Origin of the sequence: Heminiphilus faecis (genome assembly GCF_008728965.1) — a bacterium.
GTDB lineage: Bacteria > Bacteroidota > Bacteroidia > Bacteroidales > Muribaculaceae > Muribaculum > Muribaculum faecis.
Genome location: NZ_VSMC01000019.1, coordinates 46,342 through 62,472, shown reverse-complemented (window position 1 = coordinate 62,472; position 16,131 = coordinate 46,342). Strand labels below are relative to the sequence as shown.

Here is a 16,131-nt window from a genome sequence, read left to right as displayed (position 1 = left end):
CGACTTCAAAATTATCTATGAGTACCTCCGGCAGGATGGCTCGAAGCAGTTTTTCCGATTTCATGATGCAAAGGTAATACTATACCACGATACATCCACGTCGCCCACCGGGAAAATCCGCTGACCCCTAATTGCAATGTGGGCGCGCCTAACCTGCTGATTATACGAAAGGAGGCCGCAACCAAGTTGCAGCCTCGCGACAGGTGAAAACCTGTATATGGTGGGGCGGACTAAGGTCATCGCGACCATTTCCAATCCTTGCTCCGTCCGAGATTTCGGATTCTCTCTTTTATAGGAAAGAAATAGAGCCCACTCTTTCTAATTACTTTTATAACTTTGCAATAATGTTCTAATGGTAATGATTGTGATATTTTATCTCATTAGAAATAATAGTACCACATACATCTAATGATATTGCAAAGATAGCTTCAGCCTGTTGCAATCGTGTTACACCAAAATGTCATTTTAATTAATTTTAAGCGCCGTTGCAAAATTTAAAGAAATCATCCGACAAAAGCCCGGAAAACACACAATATATTGTTGTCTGCATTTTTTTTCGGAACTTTGCATACAAAATAGAAAACAAGACATATAAAGCATCACATAATGATAGTTCTCATAGCAATAATGCTTACCGGCGTCGCAACAGGTCTGCTGTTACGCAACCGACGCATACCTTGGATAAGCGCCACAATCACAAGCCTCGTATGGCTTCTGCTGTTTCTGCTCGGGCTTGAAGCCGGAGCCAACGACGCAGTGATACATGGAGCACTGAGTTTAGGATGGCAGGCGATAGTTCTATCCTTGGCCGCGACACTCGGCAGCGCCGTCGCAGCCTGCATATTATGGAAATACATAACCGGAAAAAAGAGCAAACGATGAAAGGGAGTATTGTAATAATACTATTTTTTTTAATCGGGGTCGTATGCGGCATCGCCGGATGGATTAAACTGCCTGACACCGATTACGGCATAAGCTTCTACGCGCTGGCCGCCCTTATGTTTTTCGTAGGAATGAATGTAGGACATGACGCAGACTCTCTCAAAGGCATCAGGAGCGCAGACCCGCGCCTGCTGTTATTACCGCTTATGACAATCGGCGGCACATTGGCTGGATGCGCTCTAATAAGCCTGTTTATACCCCGCACTGCCACTGAATGCCTTGCCATAGGCTCAGGCTTCGGATATTACTCTCTGTCAAGTATATTCATATCAGAATATTACGGAGCCGAACTTGGCACGATAGCGTTGCTCTCCAATATATTCCGCGAAATCATCACTCTTCTCGGAGCTCCCGTACTCGCTACAATTTTCGGTCGTCTTGCTCCGATATCGGCCGGAGGCGCCACCTCAATGGACACCACCCTTCCTATAATATCGCAGGTATCAGGGCGCGACATGGTCATAGTGTCGGTATTTCACGGCTTCGTCGTAGACTTCTCGGTTCCGTTTTTAGTGACCTTTTTCTGCACATTATAACCAAGAGAAACGAATGTTAAAACATTAGATATAACTTATTATTTCAGAATAAAATATTAACTTTGCGCCGAAAACAGACAGGGTATACACCCGGGTGGAGAAATTTGGCTGCTTGCAACCACTGTAAAAAATGCTAAAACCGCAAGATTCATTTGCAATCGGCAAGTTTTGGTCAGACTACGCTCCGCACGGCATATGCCCGATGTGGAGATTTTTTATTTCAATCAGTTTATAAACTTTATCAAAAATAAGATGAACAACTACCTTTTTACATCGGAATCGGTCTCGGAAGGCCATCCCGACAAAGTCGCCGACCAGATATCGGACGCAATTCTTGACGAATTCCTTGCCCATGATCCGCAATCCAAAGTAGCATGCGAGACCCTTGTCACCACCGGACAAGTAGTAGTGGCCGGAGAGGTCAAGAGCAACGCCTACATAGACCTGATGGATGTCACCCGCCGCGTGATCAACGAGATAGGCTACAACCGCAGCGAACTTAAATTTGACGGCAACGCATGCGGAGTATTTTCCGCCTTACACGAGCAAAGCGTCGATATAAACCGCGGTGTCGAACGCGCCATTGAAGAGGAGCAAGGAGCCGGCGACCAAGGAATGATGTTCGGCTATGCATGCAACGAGACACCCAACTACATGCCTCTTCCCCTCGACCTGAGCCATATGCTTCTACGCGAACTGTCGGCAATACGTCGCGAAAGCATTGACATGACTTATCTTAGACCCGACGCCAAAAGTCAGGTCACGGTAGAGTATTCACCCGAAGGCAAACCGGTAAGAATACACACCATCGTCATATCTACCCAGCACGACGAGTTCATCCCCGCCGACAATGCCGCATCGCAGGATGAAGCCGACATGATGATGCTCGAGAAGATACGCGATGACGTAAAAACCATACTGCTGCCTCGTGTTGTGTCAAAACTGCCAGAGTCGGTACAACAGTTGTTTGACGACAAGCTGATACTGCATGTAAATCCCACCGGCAAGTTTGTAATCGGCGGCCCTCACGGCGACACAGGTCTTACCGGACGTAAAATAATAGTTGACACCTACGGCGGCCGCGGAGCGCATGGCGGCGGCGCATTTTCAGGCAAAGACCCGTCTAAAGTAGACCGTTCCGCAGCTTATGCGGCCCGTCACATAGCCAAAAATCTTGTGGCAGCCGGCGTTGCCGACGAAGCCCTTGTACAGGTGGCCTACGCCATAGGCGTGGCAGAGCCTGTGAGCCTGTATGTAAACACCCGCAACACGGCCAAAGTCAACATGAGCGACGCCGAAATATCACAACGTGTAAAAGAACTGTTTGACATGAGGCCCAACGCTATCGAAAAACGTCTGAAACTCCGCAATCCCATATATCAGGAGACAGCGGCATTCGGACATGTTGGCCGCGAACCGATGACTGTAAAAAAGACCTTCACGTCAAAATACGAACCGGAAAAAACGCTCGAAGTCGAACTGTTTACATGGGAAAAACTTGACAAGACCGAAGATATCAAACGTGCTTTCGGACTTTAAAGCCACCCACGCCGGACGCATCATGACACTTAACTACGTAATTATTACGGTTTATGATAAATTTGCGATTTGAGGCTGTGATTTACGATTTAAAATTAGTATCTTTGTGCGATTTTGTCTTCATGCGCCTCGCATAAAGACAGAAACCACTCATTATCAATGATAAAAAATTAAATTCAAAGCAATAAATGGCAACACTTGAAAAAATCCGCAAGAGATCTACTCTGCTCCTCATCGTGGTAGGTGCCGCGTTATTGGCATTTGTCATCGGTGACTTCTTTACTTCAGGCCGCACACTTTTCGGCAATGGCACAACCATAGCCAAAGTCGGCAGTCACAAAATCGACATCCAAGAATTTCAACGCCGCTATGAGGAGGCCAACCAGCAGTACCAGCAGCAAAACGCCAAAATCGATCCTGCCGCCCTGCACCAGCGCGTTCTTTACGGCATGATACAGGAGCAACTTCTCAATCAGGAGATCGAAGACCTTGGCATACAGGTCACCGACGACGAACTCTCAAAGTCAATGCTCGGCTCAAACGCACACTATGCAATGATACAGTTTGCCCAGCAGATGGGTTTTGAATCGCCCCAGCAGCTATATGATGTGGCTTTCAATCCCGGCAAGTACGGAGTACCCGCCGAACAGGCCCAGCAGGTGCAAGCTCTTTGGCTGCGTCAGGAGCAACAGATGGAGCAGCTCCTCAAGCAACAGAAATTTCAGGCATTGCTTGCCGGAGCTCTTGTAGCCAACGAACTTGATGCAAAATCATATTATGACGGAAACGCTTCGACAAGCCACATGGCTTACGTAAAGAAAAGCTATATGGATCTTCCCAACGACAAGTATCCGGTAAGCAAGGAAGAGCTCAAAGCCCAGTACAACAAAGACAAAAACATGTATAAGGTTGACGACGAGATACGCAAAGTCAACTACATTGCCGTAAACATCGAGCCTTCACAGGCTGATATAGCTGAAGGCCGCACACTTGTTGACACTACAGTAGTCAAACTTGCCGCCACAAAAGACCTTGATGCCGTAAACGGCGACAGCAACTTCGGAGTTGAACGCCGCTCAACCACTGCATCGGCCATAACAAACCCGCAGCTTAAGTCATTTGTAACCGACAGCACTGCCGGTGCGGTAAAAATGCTTTCGTTCATCAACGACGAATACACAATAGCCAAACTGCTCAGCAAGAAGATGGCGGTAGACTCGATAAACATCGACTTCATCGCATATCAGGGCGATGCCGCCGGACGCGACTCGCTACTTGCCGCTCTCAACTCGGGTGTAGCATTTGACGAAGCTCTCAAAATGCCCGGCGTGGCAGGAGGTCAGGCCGATGTATGGAACTCATTCGCTTCCGCTCCCGATAATGAGCTCAAAGAGCGTATACTTAACGCCGGCACCGGTTACTTCATATCGGACAGCACCGCTACCGACGCCCGCATAGTGCGCGTTAACAGCAAGAAAGCGCCCGTAGCCGTATACGACTATGCCACCGTTACATATAAGGTATATCCCTCCGACGCCACTATAGCCAAACTCAACGAGGACCTCGCTTCATTTATGAGCGGCATAACCGACGCCGACTCGCTTACAGTAGTAAGAGCTCTCAATGCCGGCTATTCGCTGCAACCCGCTGTAATAACCGCCAACAGCGCCGCTCTCGGCAATGTTCCCTACAGCCGCAATGCCGTAAAATGGGCTATGGACGCCAAGAAAGGACAAGTATCGCCCATTATGGAGGACGGACAGAATGACCGCCTTATCGTAGTGGCTCTCGATGAAGTTATAAAACCCGGTTATATGCCACTCTCCGATGATGACGTGCTCATGGCCGTAACGGAAAAAGTACGCAATTCAAAGAAAGCAGCCGACCTCATCGCCCAGTACAAAGGCAAGGCTTCAGACCTCGCAGGATACGCTCAGGCGATGCAATCCACCGTAGACTCTACCGATGTCACATTCGGACAGATGTTCATACCCGGCGTGGGAGCCATGGAGTCAGTGCTTCTCGGTCAGGTACCCGTATCGGAAAAAGGAGCCTTGGTAGGCCCGATAGAAGGCACCAACGGAGTTTATGTATATCAGGTATATGACATAGACAGCCAGTCACGCCCCTACGACTATAAGGAAAATGCAGCCCGCTATGACCAGCAGTACGGCAATCAGGCTGTGCTCCAGAACTTCTTTGACATAATGATGAAGAAGAACAAAGTGGTCAACAACACTCTTCAGTTCTACAACGATTGACCTTCATGAAGGTCATACCGATATGACATGACGGGAATTGCGCAAGTGATTCCCGTTTTTTAATATATTTTTCGTAAGTTTGCTTTATGATAAAAAATCTGCTATTTGATCTTGGCGGTGTCATTATGGATATACGCCGCGAGAACTGCGAGGAGGCATTCCGTTCATTGGGCATGGCCGACATAGGTGAATTTCTCGGTGATTACGGACAAAAGGGCCCTTTTGCCGATCTGGAAGCCGGAAAGGTCAGCGAGTCGGAGTTTCGCAAAGCGGTACGGCTCCATATACCATGTCAGGTCACGGATGAAGATATCGACCGCGCCCTCAACGAATTTCTCATAGGCATACCGCGTAAACGCCTTGAAAAGCTACGCGAATTGCGCCGGAAATACCGCATATACATGCTGTCCAACACCAACTCCATAATGTGGGACCGCGACATAAGCAAAGCCTTTCAGCAGGAGGGCCTTTCGGTCAACGACTACTTCGACGGCATTGTCACCTCATACGAAGCCGGATGCTGCAAGCCCGACCCTCGCATATTCCTTACCGTGACCGAGCGCTTCGGCATCGCTCCTGAAGAGACACTGTTTCTCGATGATTCTCAGTCCAACGTCGAGGCGGCCTCAAAGCTCGGCTTCGGAACACTGCACGTGCCACCCGGCTCTGAATATTACGAACTCATAGAACAATCACCATCAATCTGAAAATAACACATCATGGACGTTATAAACTTTGACGAGCACCGCTCGATTATCAGCCAATACATGATGGAACTGCGAAATGTCGACATACAGCACGACATGCTGCGCTTCCGTCGGAACCTTGAACGTATAGGCGAGCTGATGGCCTATGAGATAAGCCGTACTTTTGACTACAAAAAGATTGAGATAACAACACCGCTGGCATCGGCAGAGTGTGAGGTCGTGGCCGACGGCATAGTCCTCGGAACAATATTCCGTGCCGGCATACCGTTTCATTTAGGCTTCCTCAACACTCTCGACAAAAGCGAAAACGCATTTGTATCGGCTTACCGCAAGTATAAGGAAAAAGAAAATTTCGACGTGTTTATCGAATATATAGCCTCGCCGCGTCTTGACGGAAAGATCCTCATACTTGTTGACCCGATGCTTGCTACAGGCGCATCAATGGAGTTGAGCTATCGTGCCCTGTTGACCAAAGGCACACCCGCCAAGATACACATAGCTTCAGTCATAGCATCGCAAACCGCCATAGACTATATCAAAGCTACGTTTCCCGACAACAAGACTACCATATGGGTAGGCGCCATTGATCCTGAAATAAACTCACACAGCTATATAGTGCCCGGATTGGGCGACGCAGGCGACCTCGCATACGGCATAAAAGACTGACAACATCATCTTAAAGGAATTTTAGCCTTTAAATACGCATCAGCGGCAAGACACAGCTGACCGGCCGAAAACAAACCATGTCTGCAGGCATGCCGTTGTACGGATATTCCTGCAGACATGGCTGTTTTTTAACAATATATTGCACCGCAAACAGTCAGGAACTTGGTCAGGCTTTGCCCGAAGCCGACATCCATTTTGACAAAGAAAACACAAACTCAAGACCGTGTGGCTGACGATTGCGCACCTTTATGGTACCCCCCATGACAAGCATGGTATTTTTCACGATAGGCAATCCTAATCCTGTGCCTCCCACCTTGCGTGAACGACCCTTGTCTATGCGGTAGAATCGGTCAAACAGATGAGGCAGATGCTCCTCGCCCACACCCGTTCCGTCATCATAAAACGAGAACCGGTATTCGCGCGAATTATCGCCTATGAGCTTTATAGCACACATCGTACCCTTTGAATGGAAATCGGCATTTCGGATAAGATTCACGACCATGCCGTACAATAGGTTGTAGTTGCCCAACACATAACAATCAATCGGGACATCAAATTCAAACCTGACACCGTTGTTGAGCTTAATGCTCTCAATTTCAGCCGACACGTTGGAGAGTAGGTCATAGAAGTCAACACGTTCTTTCATGACTCCCGCGCCCCCTTCTTCAAGTCGTGTTATAGAAGACAGGTCGTTCAACATATTGCACAGGCGGCTCATATGGCCCTGCGCCTTTTCGATAAAGCGCTCACGCGACGCCTCATCCATTTCCGGATGGCCAGCCAACGTGTCGAGATAACCTTTTATCACTCCCACCGGAGTCTTCAGCTCGTGATTTATATTGTTGGCAAGCTGTTTTGTGACGCGCAATTTTTCTTCATTGGCCTTAAGAGCTATGCGGTGCTCGCGCTCCGATCGCTCAATGGCCTCGGTCTTGTCTTTGTACAAGGATACAATCTTGCGCGATATATCGCCCAGTTCGTCATGCGGAAATGACTGTTCGTCATCGGTAAGATCGGCTCCTGCCGCAGCCTTAGATGCAAATGAGTGCAGAAGCGCCACGTTTTTACCGAGATAACGAGTGGACAGATAAGCAAATAGAGTCACAATCAGCGCTACCGGCACAAATACAAGCCATATGCCCTTGTCGACGGCCATAGCTTTGACAAGAGTCTCGGTATAAGGCATAGCCGTAAGAACAAATATCTTGTCATCGGCACTCTTGCGTACTCCGAAAAAATAGTAAGGATTATCGTCCTCGACACTGCTTCGGCGAAATGAGGTACCGTAACCTCTATCAAGCATCTTGGCAAATTCAGGCGTATACTCACCGTCTATATGAGTGGGTATAGGCGTGCCTATACAGTAAAGGAGCGTGCCGTCCTCCTGATATACCGACATTCTTATGCCGTTGAACTCAGACTTCTCATAATACTGCGATATGAAGTTCATAAACGGCTTGAGCTCCATGTCATTTTCATAAGCGTTTATGACACGGGAGTTAATCAGACGCAAGTCCTCGTTTAGGTGCTTCTCACGAAACTCTTTCTCGCTACGGTAAGTGTATATAGCAAGTGTAGCTATAAGCGTCCACAGGAGCACAACCAACGGTAGAAACAGCCGCCACTGATACTTAATTGGTCTCCTTAAATCCATATCCGAAGCCCAATCGAGTGATAATATTGTTGCCGTACGGATCTATTTTCTTACGAAGACGCGTGATATTGGTGTCGATAGTGCGGTTGGACACTATGACATCCTCGGGCCATACCTCACGTATTATTTCCTCACGCGAGTAAATGCGGTTGCGATGAGTAAAGAAAAACAGCAGTATCTCAAACTCGGTCTTGGTAAGGGTTACCGGCTCTCCGTTAAGATAGCAGGCCTTTTCGTTTCGGTCTATTCTAAGAGTTTTAAAATTTATGTCGGGCTCTTGTATGCCTTTCGATATATTGTAGGCATACTGCTGCGATACATGGCTCCGGCGCAACACTGCACGTACTCTCGCAAGCACCTCGCTCACCACAAACGGCTTGGTTATATAATCGTCGCCTCCAAGATTAAGACCCATAACGGTATCATCGGCGTCGTCAAGAGCCGAACAGAAGATGACAGGAGTATTTTCAGTCGAAATGTTGTTTTTCAATCGTTTAGCAAAATCAAATCCACTTATCTTGTCCATCATTATATCGAGAATGAACAGAGAGTAGCTTGACAGATCCATGGTAAGAGCCTCTTCTCCCGATAGAGCATAGTCCACTTCATAGCCGTCAAGTTCTAGATTGTACTTAAGAATGTCGCAGATCGACTCTTCATCGTCCACTACCAGAATTTTAATTCTCATTATAACCGGTTTTAATTTTTACATTGCTAAGTTACTTAGAAAACGCGTACTCGATGGTTAATGAAAGTTAAAAATTAGAATGCATCGAACCATTTGACCGGCAAAATGTTCTAAAGGTATAATTACTATATTTGCACTGTGTTTTTCATGGTATTAGATTTAAGGTTAATTACAAAGGGTGAGTCGTGAGACCCGCCCTTTGTAATTTTTATGCCATACGATATTTTCGGCCCGATTTTTGTTATAACTATAAATATAAACAATAACTAAATTTCAAGCACATGAACGAAAGCCACAAATCGGGATTTGTCAACATCGTAGGCAACCCGAATGTAGGAAAGTCCACACTCATGAATGACCTCGTGGGCGAACGCATAAGCATCATAACGTCAAAGGCGCAGACCACACGTCACCGTATAACGGGCATAGTGAATACCGATGACTATCAGATAGTATTTTCCGACACCCCGGGAGTACTGAAGCCAAATTATAAAATGCAGGAAGCCATGAGAGACTTCTCGGAAGGTGCGTTAACCGATGCCGACGTGCTTCTATATGTGACCGATGTCGTGGAAGACCCCACAAAAAACGCCGATTTCCTTGCAAAGGTAGCCAAAGAGACAGTACCGGTACTGCTCGTGATCAACAAAATAGACCTGCTAAAAGGCAATGAAGAGCTGGAAGCGATAGTAACACGATGGAAGGAACTGCTGCCTAACGCCGAAGTCTACCCCACATCGGCTAAACTCGGCTTCAACGTCAATGCGCTCATGCAACGCATAGTAGAGTTGCTTCCGGTAGCGCCGCCATATTTCGGCAAAGATGCCCTGACCGACAAGCCGGCCCGCTTCTTTGTAACCGAAATAATCAGAGAAAAACTGCTCCTCAACCTTGACAAGGAGGTACCCTACTCGGTAGAAGTGGTTGTAGAAAAATTTGACGAAAAAGAAGACAGCATACACATAATGACTGTCATTTACGTTGAACGCGACTCACAGAAGGGCATCATAATAGGAAAAGGAGGCTCAATGCTCAAAAAGATCGGCACAGAAGCACGCAAGGATATCGAGAAATTCTTTGACAAGAGAGTATATCTCGAACTGTTTGTAAAAGTCGAGAAAGACTGGCGTAACAGAGAAAACAAATTACGCTCGTTCGGCTACATCGAATAATGCCCTATAGGGGGCCTTTAACGGCTCACCATATCTACAAAACGATACCGCACGCCTTTACGTGGATCGGTCATGTAAGCCGAAGCTTCCGTGACCGACCACTTTGTCATGTCTATTTCCGGCATGAATGTGTCGGCATCAGGCACTTCGGCATCTATCTCGGTAAGGTAAATACGGTCAGCTGCCGGCAGCGCCTGCCGGTATATCTCCCCTCCTCCTATGACAAACACCTCGTCGGCACCGGCACACATCGACAATGCATCGTCAAGCGACTGAGCTGTCTCGACTGAAGGAGCGCTATAGTCAGCCTGACGGGTTATGACTACGTTGCGGCGACCGGGCAAAGCTCCGTTGGGAAACGACTCGAAAGTCTTACGGCCCATTATGACAGGCTTGCCCATTGTAAGGCGTTTGAAACGCTTAAGGTCATCGCTTATATGAAACAACAGATCGCCTCCGCGTCCTATGGCGCCTGCACCGGCGCAGGCCACAATTATCGATATTACTTGAGGTCGTTCTGCAATCATACGGCTACAATGGCTTTAATGTGTGGATGAGGATCATAATCTTCAAGTGAGAAGTCTTCATACCGGAAATCAAATATCGACTTGACATCGGGATTTATCTTCATAACAGGCAGACGGCGCGGCTCACGTGCAAGCTGGGTATCTACTTGATCGAAGTGGTTGCTGTATATGTGGGCATCGCCGAGAGTATGCACGAAATCACCGGCCTTGAGCCCGGTCACCTGCGCCATCATCATCAGCAACAGGGCGTAAGAGGCTATATTGAAAGGCACTCCGAGAAATATGTCGGCCGAGCGCTGGTAAAGCTGCAGACTGAGGCGCCCGTCGGCCACATAAAACTGAAAAAAGGCATGGCAGGGCGGCAGATTCATATTTGGCAGATCGGCCACATTCCAAGCATTTACTATTATACGCCGGGAGTCGGGATTATTAATTATAGTGTCGACCGCTTCCTGTATCTGGTCGATATGGCCGCCATTGTAGTCAGGCCATGAACGCCACTGGTAGCCATAAATGTGGCCGAGCGACCCGTCAGGATCGGCCCATTCATTCCATATCCTCACACCGTGTTCCTGAAGGTAGCGGGCATTCGTATCGCCCTTAAGAAACCACAGCAGCTCATAGATTATGGACTTGAGATGCAGCTTCTTGGTCGTAAGCAGCGGAAAGCCCTCTTCGAGATTAAACCGCATCTGATAGCCAAACACGCTTCTTGTACCGGTACCGGTGCGGTCGCCCTTGTCAATGCCATGTTCACGCACATGGCGCAGCAGTTCAAGATATTGCTTCATTATCTTCTTGTTTTATTGTTTTCACCTGATTGTCCACTCCTCCGACCGACGAAGCCGTAGCCTCACCCACTTTAGCGCCTGACAGACGCTGCATCAGCGGCCATGACAGCCGCTTACGCGATGTGCGGTAAAATATGGCGTCATCCTTACACACCGACAGGCAGTTAAAGCAGTTGACACACCGCGACCCATCGACCACATGGTCGTTGAGATTTATACACGAGGCCTTGCACACATCCTCACACCTACGGCAGTTGGTACAGCGGTCGGTATCGATGTCTATGCGGCAGAGCGCATAACGGCTCGCATAACCGAGCATCGTACCCACCGGGCAAAGAGTGTTGCAGAACGTGCGTCCGAAAAACCAAGCCGGGATGCTCACGGCAAGCATGGTCACCACCGATATTATTATGCCGAACACCGACGCCCTCACGATGCCCACGTAGTATACATCCCAGCCTCCGGCGACAGTCCCCGTATAAGCTATGAGATTATTCACCGCTCCCCACAAGGGCCTGAGCACCGACACCACAAACTTACTGTAAATGCAATATGGTTCTATGACCACAGGCACTATGGCTATGCCACCGGCGATGCACGACAGAGTCAGCAGTAGAAAAAACGACCGAAAATCAAAAGGACGCGAATAACGGTAGGGGCTGCGCCTGACAGCGGCACCCACACGGGCCACTCCGTCAATCCAAGTGCCGAGCGGACACACGGAAGAGCAATATATGCGGCCAAACAGAAATGACACCGCCATCCAGAAAACCAATGACGCCACCGAAAGCGACATTGCCACCGGAAAAACTTGAATACGGCTTATCCACCCGAGCGGACGCAGAAATATGTCGCTGTAGACAATCCACAGCAGAGTCGCCGCCACAAACATGGCCAACGACACCACAATGCGTATTATTTTCAATCGGTTACGGCTCATTTCATTGAACTTGTGCGAAACAAAGGTACACAAAAACCGCGAAACTAACCTAACCGCCTATTCAATTTCAGGATTATATTCAATGATATCGGGAATTCCGCTCCAACAGGTAGACGCCTCGTAAGCCGATTTTGTACCGACAGGCACATAAAGCACCTTGACATCGGGCATTACCTCCAGAACAGGTGGCACATCCCAGCCGACATACAGATCAACGACCTTGCACCGCTTAAAAGCATCATGCGAGATATCCGACAGACCGTAAGGAAGATACAGACTGTTAATGCGGCTACCGGTGTCGAACACATAATTGCCTATGGACTTAAGCCTCGATTCCGGACCGATGACTATATCGACGAGATTAAGGCAACCCTTGAAAGCACCATTCTTGACAGTTATGACATCCTCGGGAATTTCGATACGATCCAATCCCCTGCAATTGCGGAAACAATAAGAACCTATAGTCTCGGTATTGCCCGGTATCCTCAACGATACGATATTGGCGGCCCCGTCAAAATAGTAATCCGGCAATGTTGCATAATCGACCGTCGGTATTTGTTCAGGCATGTCTATTGACAGTTCCGGGTCATACGGTTTGTCACCCGGCACAATAGATGCATTCCATAAGTCCAGCTCCAGCGGATAATGCTGCGACACCGCTCCGGACTTAAATAACCGTTTCGCGAGTACATATAGGTCAAGAGCATTGATACGGCCCACAAGTTCAAGTGCTCTTATATTCCCGAGATTATCCTCATCATCGCCAAGCAGTACATACAATTGACCGGCACCGGTGGTGACTATAACCGTATTCTCTGAAAATTTTGCAGGCTGCTGCCGCAGACTTATTGTGCGGCACTTGACCCCGTCAACATAAATATCAGCAAAAGCCACTCGCCCAAAACCTTCATTAGCGTCAACGTTCAACGACAGAGCATATCCCTTCTCTTTCTTCACCAGTTCATGCTTAATCCACTTTATTGTAGAAAACTTAAACCGACACGTAAGCGTACCGTTAGTCTCCAGTTCTATTTCCGCCGACTCTCCAGCGCTGCCAAACACATATTCATCACGCGAAGTCGTGACATACCCTACCGGCGACTGGCTGACCTTAACCGAAAAGCCGGCATCGCCCACAACTACGGTTACCAAAGCCTCACGTGTATTGGAGTCATCGGATCTGTCGCACCTTATCGTAACACATCCGTGCCCCTGTTCCAGATAACTATCCGTAATAATCCACTGATAGCTCTCATTATCATTGTAAACAACCGACACTACAGGCTCCAAGTCTTCCGAAGTGGAGAAATGAAGATTGACCTCTCCACCCTCCGAATTAAACAACAAGCCCTCCTTGACGGCCGCCTCACTCTCCGGAGCCAGCTCCAGAGACACGCCGGAGTCCTTGTCACAAGACACAACCATAGCCAACAACGCGATAAGAAGCACCGAAAGAAATGTTTTTTCATAACAATCAGATTTTATTTTAAAAGAGTATATATTTTATCTATCACAAAGATAATACACAAAATAGGGAATCTCATTATAAAACAAGCTGATTAATTACAAATAATTTGTTTTTGCGCTTATTTTTGTATATCTTTGACTATGGATGAGAAAATTATGTCCATTCATTTATTAACCTCATTATTGAACCTGAACGGAAAAATCGCAGTTTGACATGAAGAAAACCACTCTTTTTATCACATTCCTAATCATATGTATTGTATGCCTCCTGTCATCGTGCACCACTTCAAAGTCGGTCGTATCAAGCAATGTAAACTTGAACAAGTACGAGTATGCCGCCATAATAAACAATGACACATATCACATACCGGCCGAACTGATGCAGTATGAGATTCAATTGTTTGACGCCGTCGAAGGCTCCGGGTTGAAACTTATCAGCGACTGGCGCATCAACGAGCTGTCGGCGCAACAGCAGGAAAGACTTCTGATAGTCAAATACGGGGTAAACGTAACCGATGAGGAGACAATAATAACAGTCAATTTCATTGACTATCTGTCGGGACGCCCCATAGCATCATGCCGCGGAGCTTCATCGAGTCTCGGAATAAGTCATGAAGCCGATATGAGGGGCGCCTTGAAAAATGTAGCCAAACAGATAGCCTAAACCTTCAAGACCCATTAATTTATGAAGTCCACACCATTTATAAAACTGATATGCATCATTATCCTGTCGGCATCATTAGCAAGCTGCGACAAGGAAGAGGATGATTTCATCAAGGAGCCGACCGCTACCAGCACCATCATAACCGGCCGAATATGCACGCCCGAAGGCACACCTTTTGCCGACATACCGGTCAGCGTGGATTACGAATGGCGAGATATCACCGGCTCGTTGTTAAAACATAAAGCGAAAGGCACAACCGATAAAGACGGTAAATACCGCATATTCTTTGAGATTGGCGAAGACATCGGAGACGCGAGGGGGCTCCACTACCTCAGAGTGGATTTGAGCAGCATATCGCCGGACAAACACATCATGCCATTCCCAGACCGGAAACTCGAGTTCTTTATATCAGACTGGAATAAGGAGGGCAAGACCCTGAAACTCAATATAACAATACCACGTAAAAAGCTGACCGAAATAACCATTGTCAATGACGGTTTCAACATTACAGAAGGTGAATATGCCGTGGCCAATACATTTTCGTATGGCGACAACTGGCAGTCAATATCCTACGAAGGGGCAAAGGACAACAGCAGTGTCACTACATACGAGCCGATAACGATTGACAAAACCGGGAACCACTGCATAACGGTCCCGCTTGCCGTGGGCGTTAAAAACTCACTCCGAATCGTATACCGCAATAACGAGCCTCTTATGGGCTACACCCCGGTCAGCGATATAAAAGAGATTAATGTTACCGACACTTATTCAGATGAAGTGACAATTGACATAAACAACCTGTCGCAATCATACCGGTTCAAAATCAAACCGACAAGCCGCCCCACGACACTCATGGGCGAGGATTATACGTTAGCGGCCCCGCTCGATCTTGTGTCGTTTCGCATAACCGACGGCTACGCCAATGACAAAGTAGGGCTGGATATGCCGTCATTTATAGAGCCATACGATTCGATAGTGTGGAGCGCAAAGGAGTTGCCCGACACATACAAAGTGTACAGCAAGTATACCGACAGTGACGGAGAAGGCAAAAAACTGACCCGGAAGTTCAGTACCTATTTCTATCATGAAGGACAGATAACCAACTACCTCAAAGGGTATAAAAACGACAAGGTCATTCACGTCGATTCAACAAAAATCATGGTTTATAACCGCGATTTTCTGTGTTTTGACTGGACGAAAGGCAATGTGTCGTTGACCGGAGGAAGTTCATGCGTATATAATCGTCTTGACCGCATGTATGAATACGCAGTGACACATACATTACAGAAAGACAATACCCGGTGGCTTTCAATTTCAGTAATTCCGGCCGACAACTCCCACCCGGTTTCAGCAGAGAAGGCCAAAGCGGGATTACAACATCTGCTCCCACAAAACGGCATAGAAAAAGGTCACCTGAATTTATCGACGGCAGATGAGATATTCACATGCCTGCCCTCCGGAGCAAAGCCCGTAGAGTTTTACGAAAATGCATCAACCCGCATACTACTTGTACACATGCCGGCGACAGAGTACACGGATGATACGTATTCGCTACACGTAGAATCAAAATAATCGCA

General features: G+C 47.6%; 15 protein-coding genes. 9 read left to right on the top strand and 6 right to left on the bottom strand.

Annotated elements, in window-relative coordinates:
* The first annotated feature begins 606 nt into the window (after positions 1-606).
* The 6 genes from FW767_RS09125 to upp all read left to right on the top strand — a co-directional run bounded on the left by FW767_RS09125 (position 607) and on the right by upp (position 6,651).
* Positions 607-882, top strand: a complete 276-nt coding sequence (locus tag FW767_RS09125) for a LysO family transporter (RefSeq protein WP_121699765.1) — start codon at positions 607-609, stop codon at positions 880-882.
* Complete coding sequence (locus FW767_RS09120; protein ID WP_121699766.1) at positions 879-1,478, top strand: lysine exporter LysO family protein; 600 nt, start codon at positions 879-881, stop codon at positions 1,476-1,478. The genes FW767_RS09125 and FW767_RS09120 overlap by 4 nt, the downstream gene beginning before the upstream one ends.
* A 252-nt stretch (positions 1,479-1,730) precedes the next feature.
* The gene (gene metK, locus FW767_RS09115; protein WP_121699789.1) at positions 1,731-3,017 is read left to right on the top strand and encodes a methionine adenosyltransferase; all 1,287 of its coding nucleotides are present in this window, start codon (positions 1,731-1,733) and stop codon (positions 3,015-3,017) included.
* Positions 3,018-3,205: 188 nt separating this feature from the next.
* Positions 3,206-5,278 (top strand): SurA N-terminal domain-containing protein, encoded by a 2,073-nt coding sequence (locus FW767_RS09110; protein WP_121699767.1) that lies wholly within the window; start codon positions 3,206-3,208, stop codon positions 5,276-5,278.
* Positions 5,279-5,364: 86 nt separating this feature from the next.
* Entirely contained in the window at positions 5,365-5,985 is a 621-nt protein-coding gene (locus tag FW767_RS09105) for an HAD family hydrolase (RefSeq protein ID WP_121699768.1), read from the top strand.
* Between the two features lie 12 nt (positions 5,986-5,997).
* Positions 5,998-6,651 carry a uracil phosphoribosyltransferase gene (upp, locus tag FW767_RS09100; RefSeq protein ID WP_121699769.1) on the top strand — a complete coding sequence of 218 codons (654 nt, stop codon included), beginning with the start codon at positions 5,998-6,000 and terminating at the stop codon, positions 6,649-6,651.
* 166 nt (positions 6,652-6,817) lie between these two features.
* On the opposite strand, the gene FW767_RS09095 is transcribed toward upp, so the two are convergent.
* Both FW767_RS09095 and FW767_RS09090 read right to left on the bottom strand, forming a co-directional pair.
* The gene (locus FW767_RS09095) at positions 6,818-8,305 is read right to left on the bottom strand and encodes a sensor histidine kinase (RefSeq protein WP_121699770.1); all 1,488 of its coding nucleotides are present in this window, start codon (positions 8,303-8,305) and stop codon (positions 6,818-6,820) included.
* Positions 8,283-8,993 (bottom strand): response regulator transcription factor, encoded by a 711-nt coding sequence (locus tag FW767_RS09090; RefSeq protein WP_394349340.1) that lies wholly within the window; start codon positions 8,991-8,993, stop codon positions 8,283-8,285. Before FW767_RS09090 ends, FW767_RS09095 begins: the two co-directional genes overlap by 23 nt.
* 281 nt (positions 8,994-9,274) lie before the next feature.
* Between FW767_RS09090 and era the strand changes: the two genes are divergently transcribed.
* Complete coding sequence (gene era, locus FW767_RS09085; protein ID WP_121699772.1) at positions 9,275-10,165, top strand: GTPase Era; 891 nt, start codon at positions 9,275-9,277, stop codon at positions 10,163-10,165.
* Between the two features lie 17 nt (positions 10,166-10,182).
* On the opposite strand, the gene FW767_RS09080 is transcribed toward era, so the two are convergent.
* The 4 genes from FW767_RS09080 to FW767_RS09065 are packed head-to-tail and all read right to left on the bottom strand — an operon-like array spanning position 10,183 to position 13,872.
* Positions 10,183-10,692 carry a dihydrofolate reductase gene (locus tag FW767_RS09080; RefSeq protein ID WP_121699773.1) on the bottom strand — a complete coding sequence of 170 codons (510 nt, stop codon included), beginning with the start codon at positions 10,690-10,692 and terminating at the stop codon, positions 10,183-10,185.
* Entirely contained in the window at positions 10,689-11,483 is a 795-nt protein-coding gene (locus FW767_RS09075; RefSeq protein WP_121699774.1) for a thymidylate synthase, read from the bottom strand. The genes FW767_RS09080 and FW767_RS09075 overlap by 4 nt, the downstream gene beginning before the upstream one ends.
* Positions 11,467-12,423: a 4Fe-4S binding protein gene (locus FW767_RS09070; RefSeq protein ID WP_121699775.1), complete on the bottom strand. Its 957-nt coding sequence runs from the start codon at positions 12,421-12,423 to the stop codon at positions 11,467-11,469. The genes FW767_RS09075 and FW767_RS09070 overlap by 17 nt, the downstream gene beginning before the upstream one ends.
* A gap of 57 nt (positions 12,424-12,480) precedes the next feature.
* Entirely contained in the window at positions 12,481-13,872 is a 1,392-nt protein-coding gene (locus FW767_RS09065) for a leucine-rich repeat protein (RefSeq protein ID WP_148464299.1), read from the bottom strand.
* Between the two features lie 232 nt (positions 13,873-14,104).
* Here FW767_RS09065 and FW767_RS09060 point away from each other — a divergent pair, with 232 nt between their 5' ends.
* Positions 14,105-14,554: a hypothetical protein gene (locus FW767_RS09060; RefSeq protein ID WP_121699777.1), complete on the top strand. Its 450-nt coding sequence runs from the start codon at positions 14,105-14,107 to the stop codon at positions 14,552-14,554.
* Positions 14,555-14,575: 21 nt separating this feature from the next.
* Entirely contained in the window at positions 14,576-16,126 is a 1,551-nt protein-coding gene (locus tag FW767_RS09055; protein WP_121699778.1) for a hypothetical protein, read from the top strand.
* Positions 16,127-16,131: the final 5 nt, after the last annotated feature.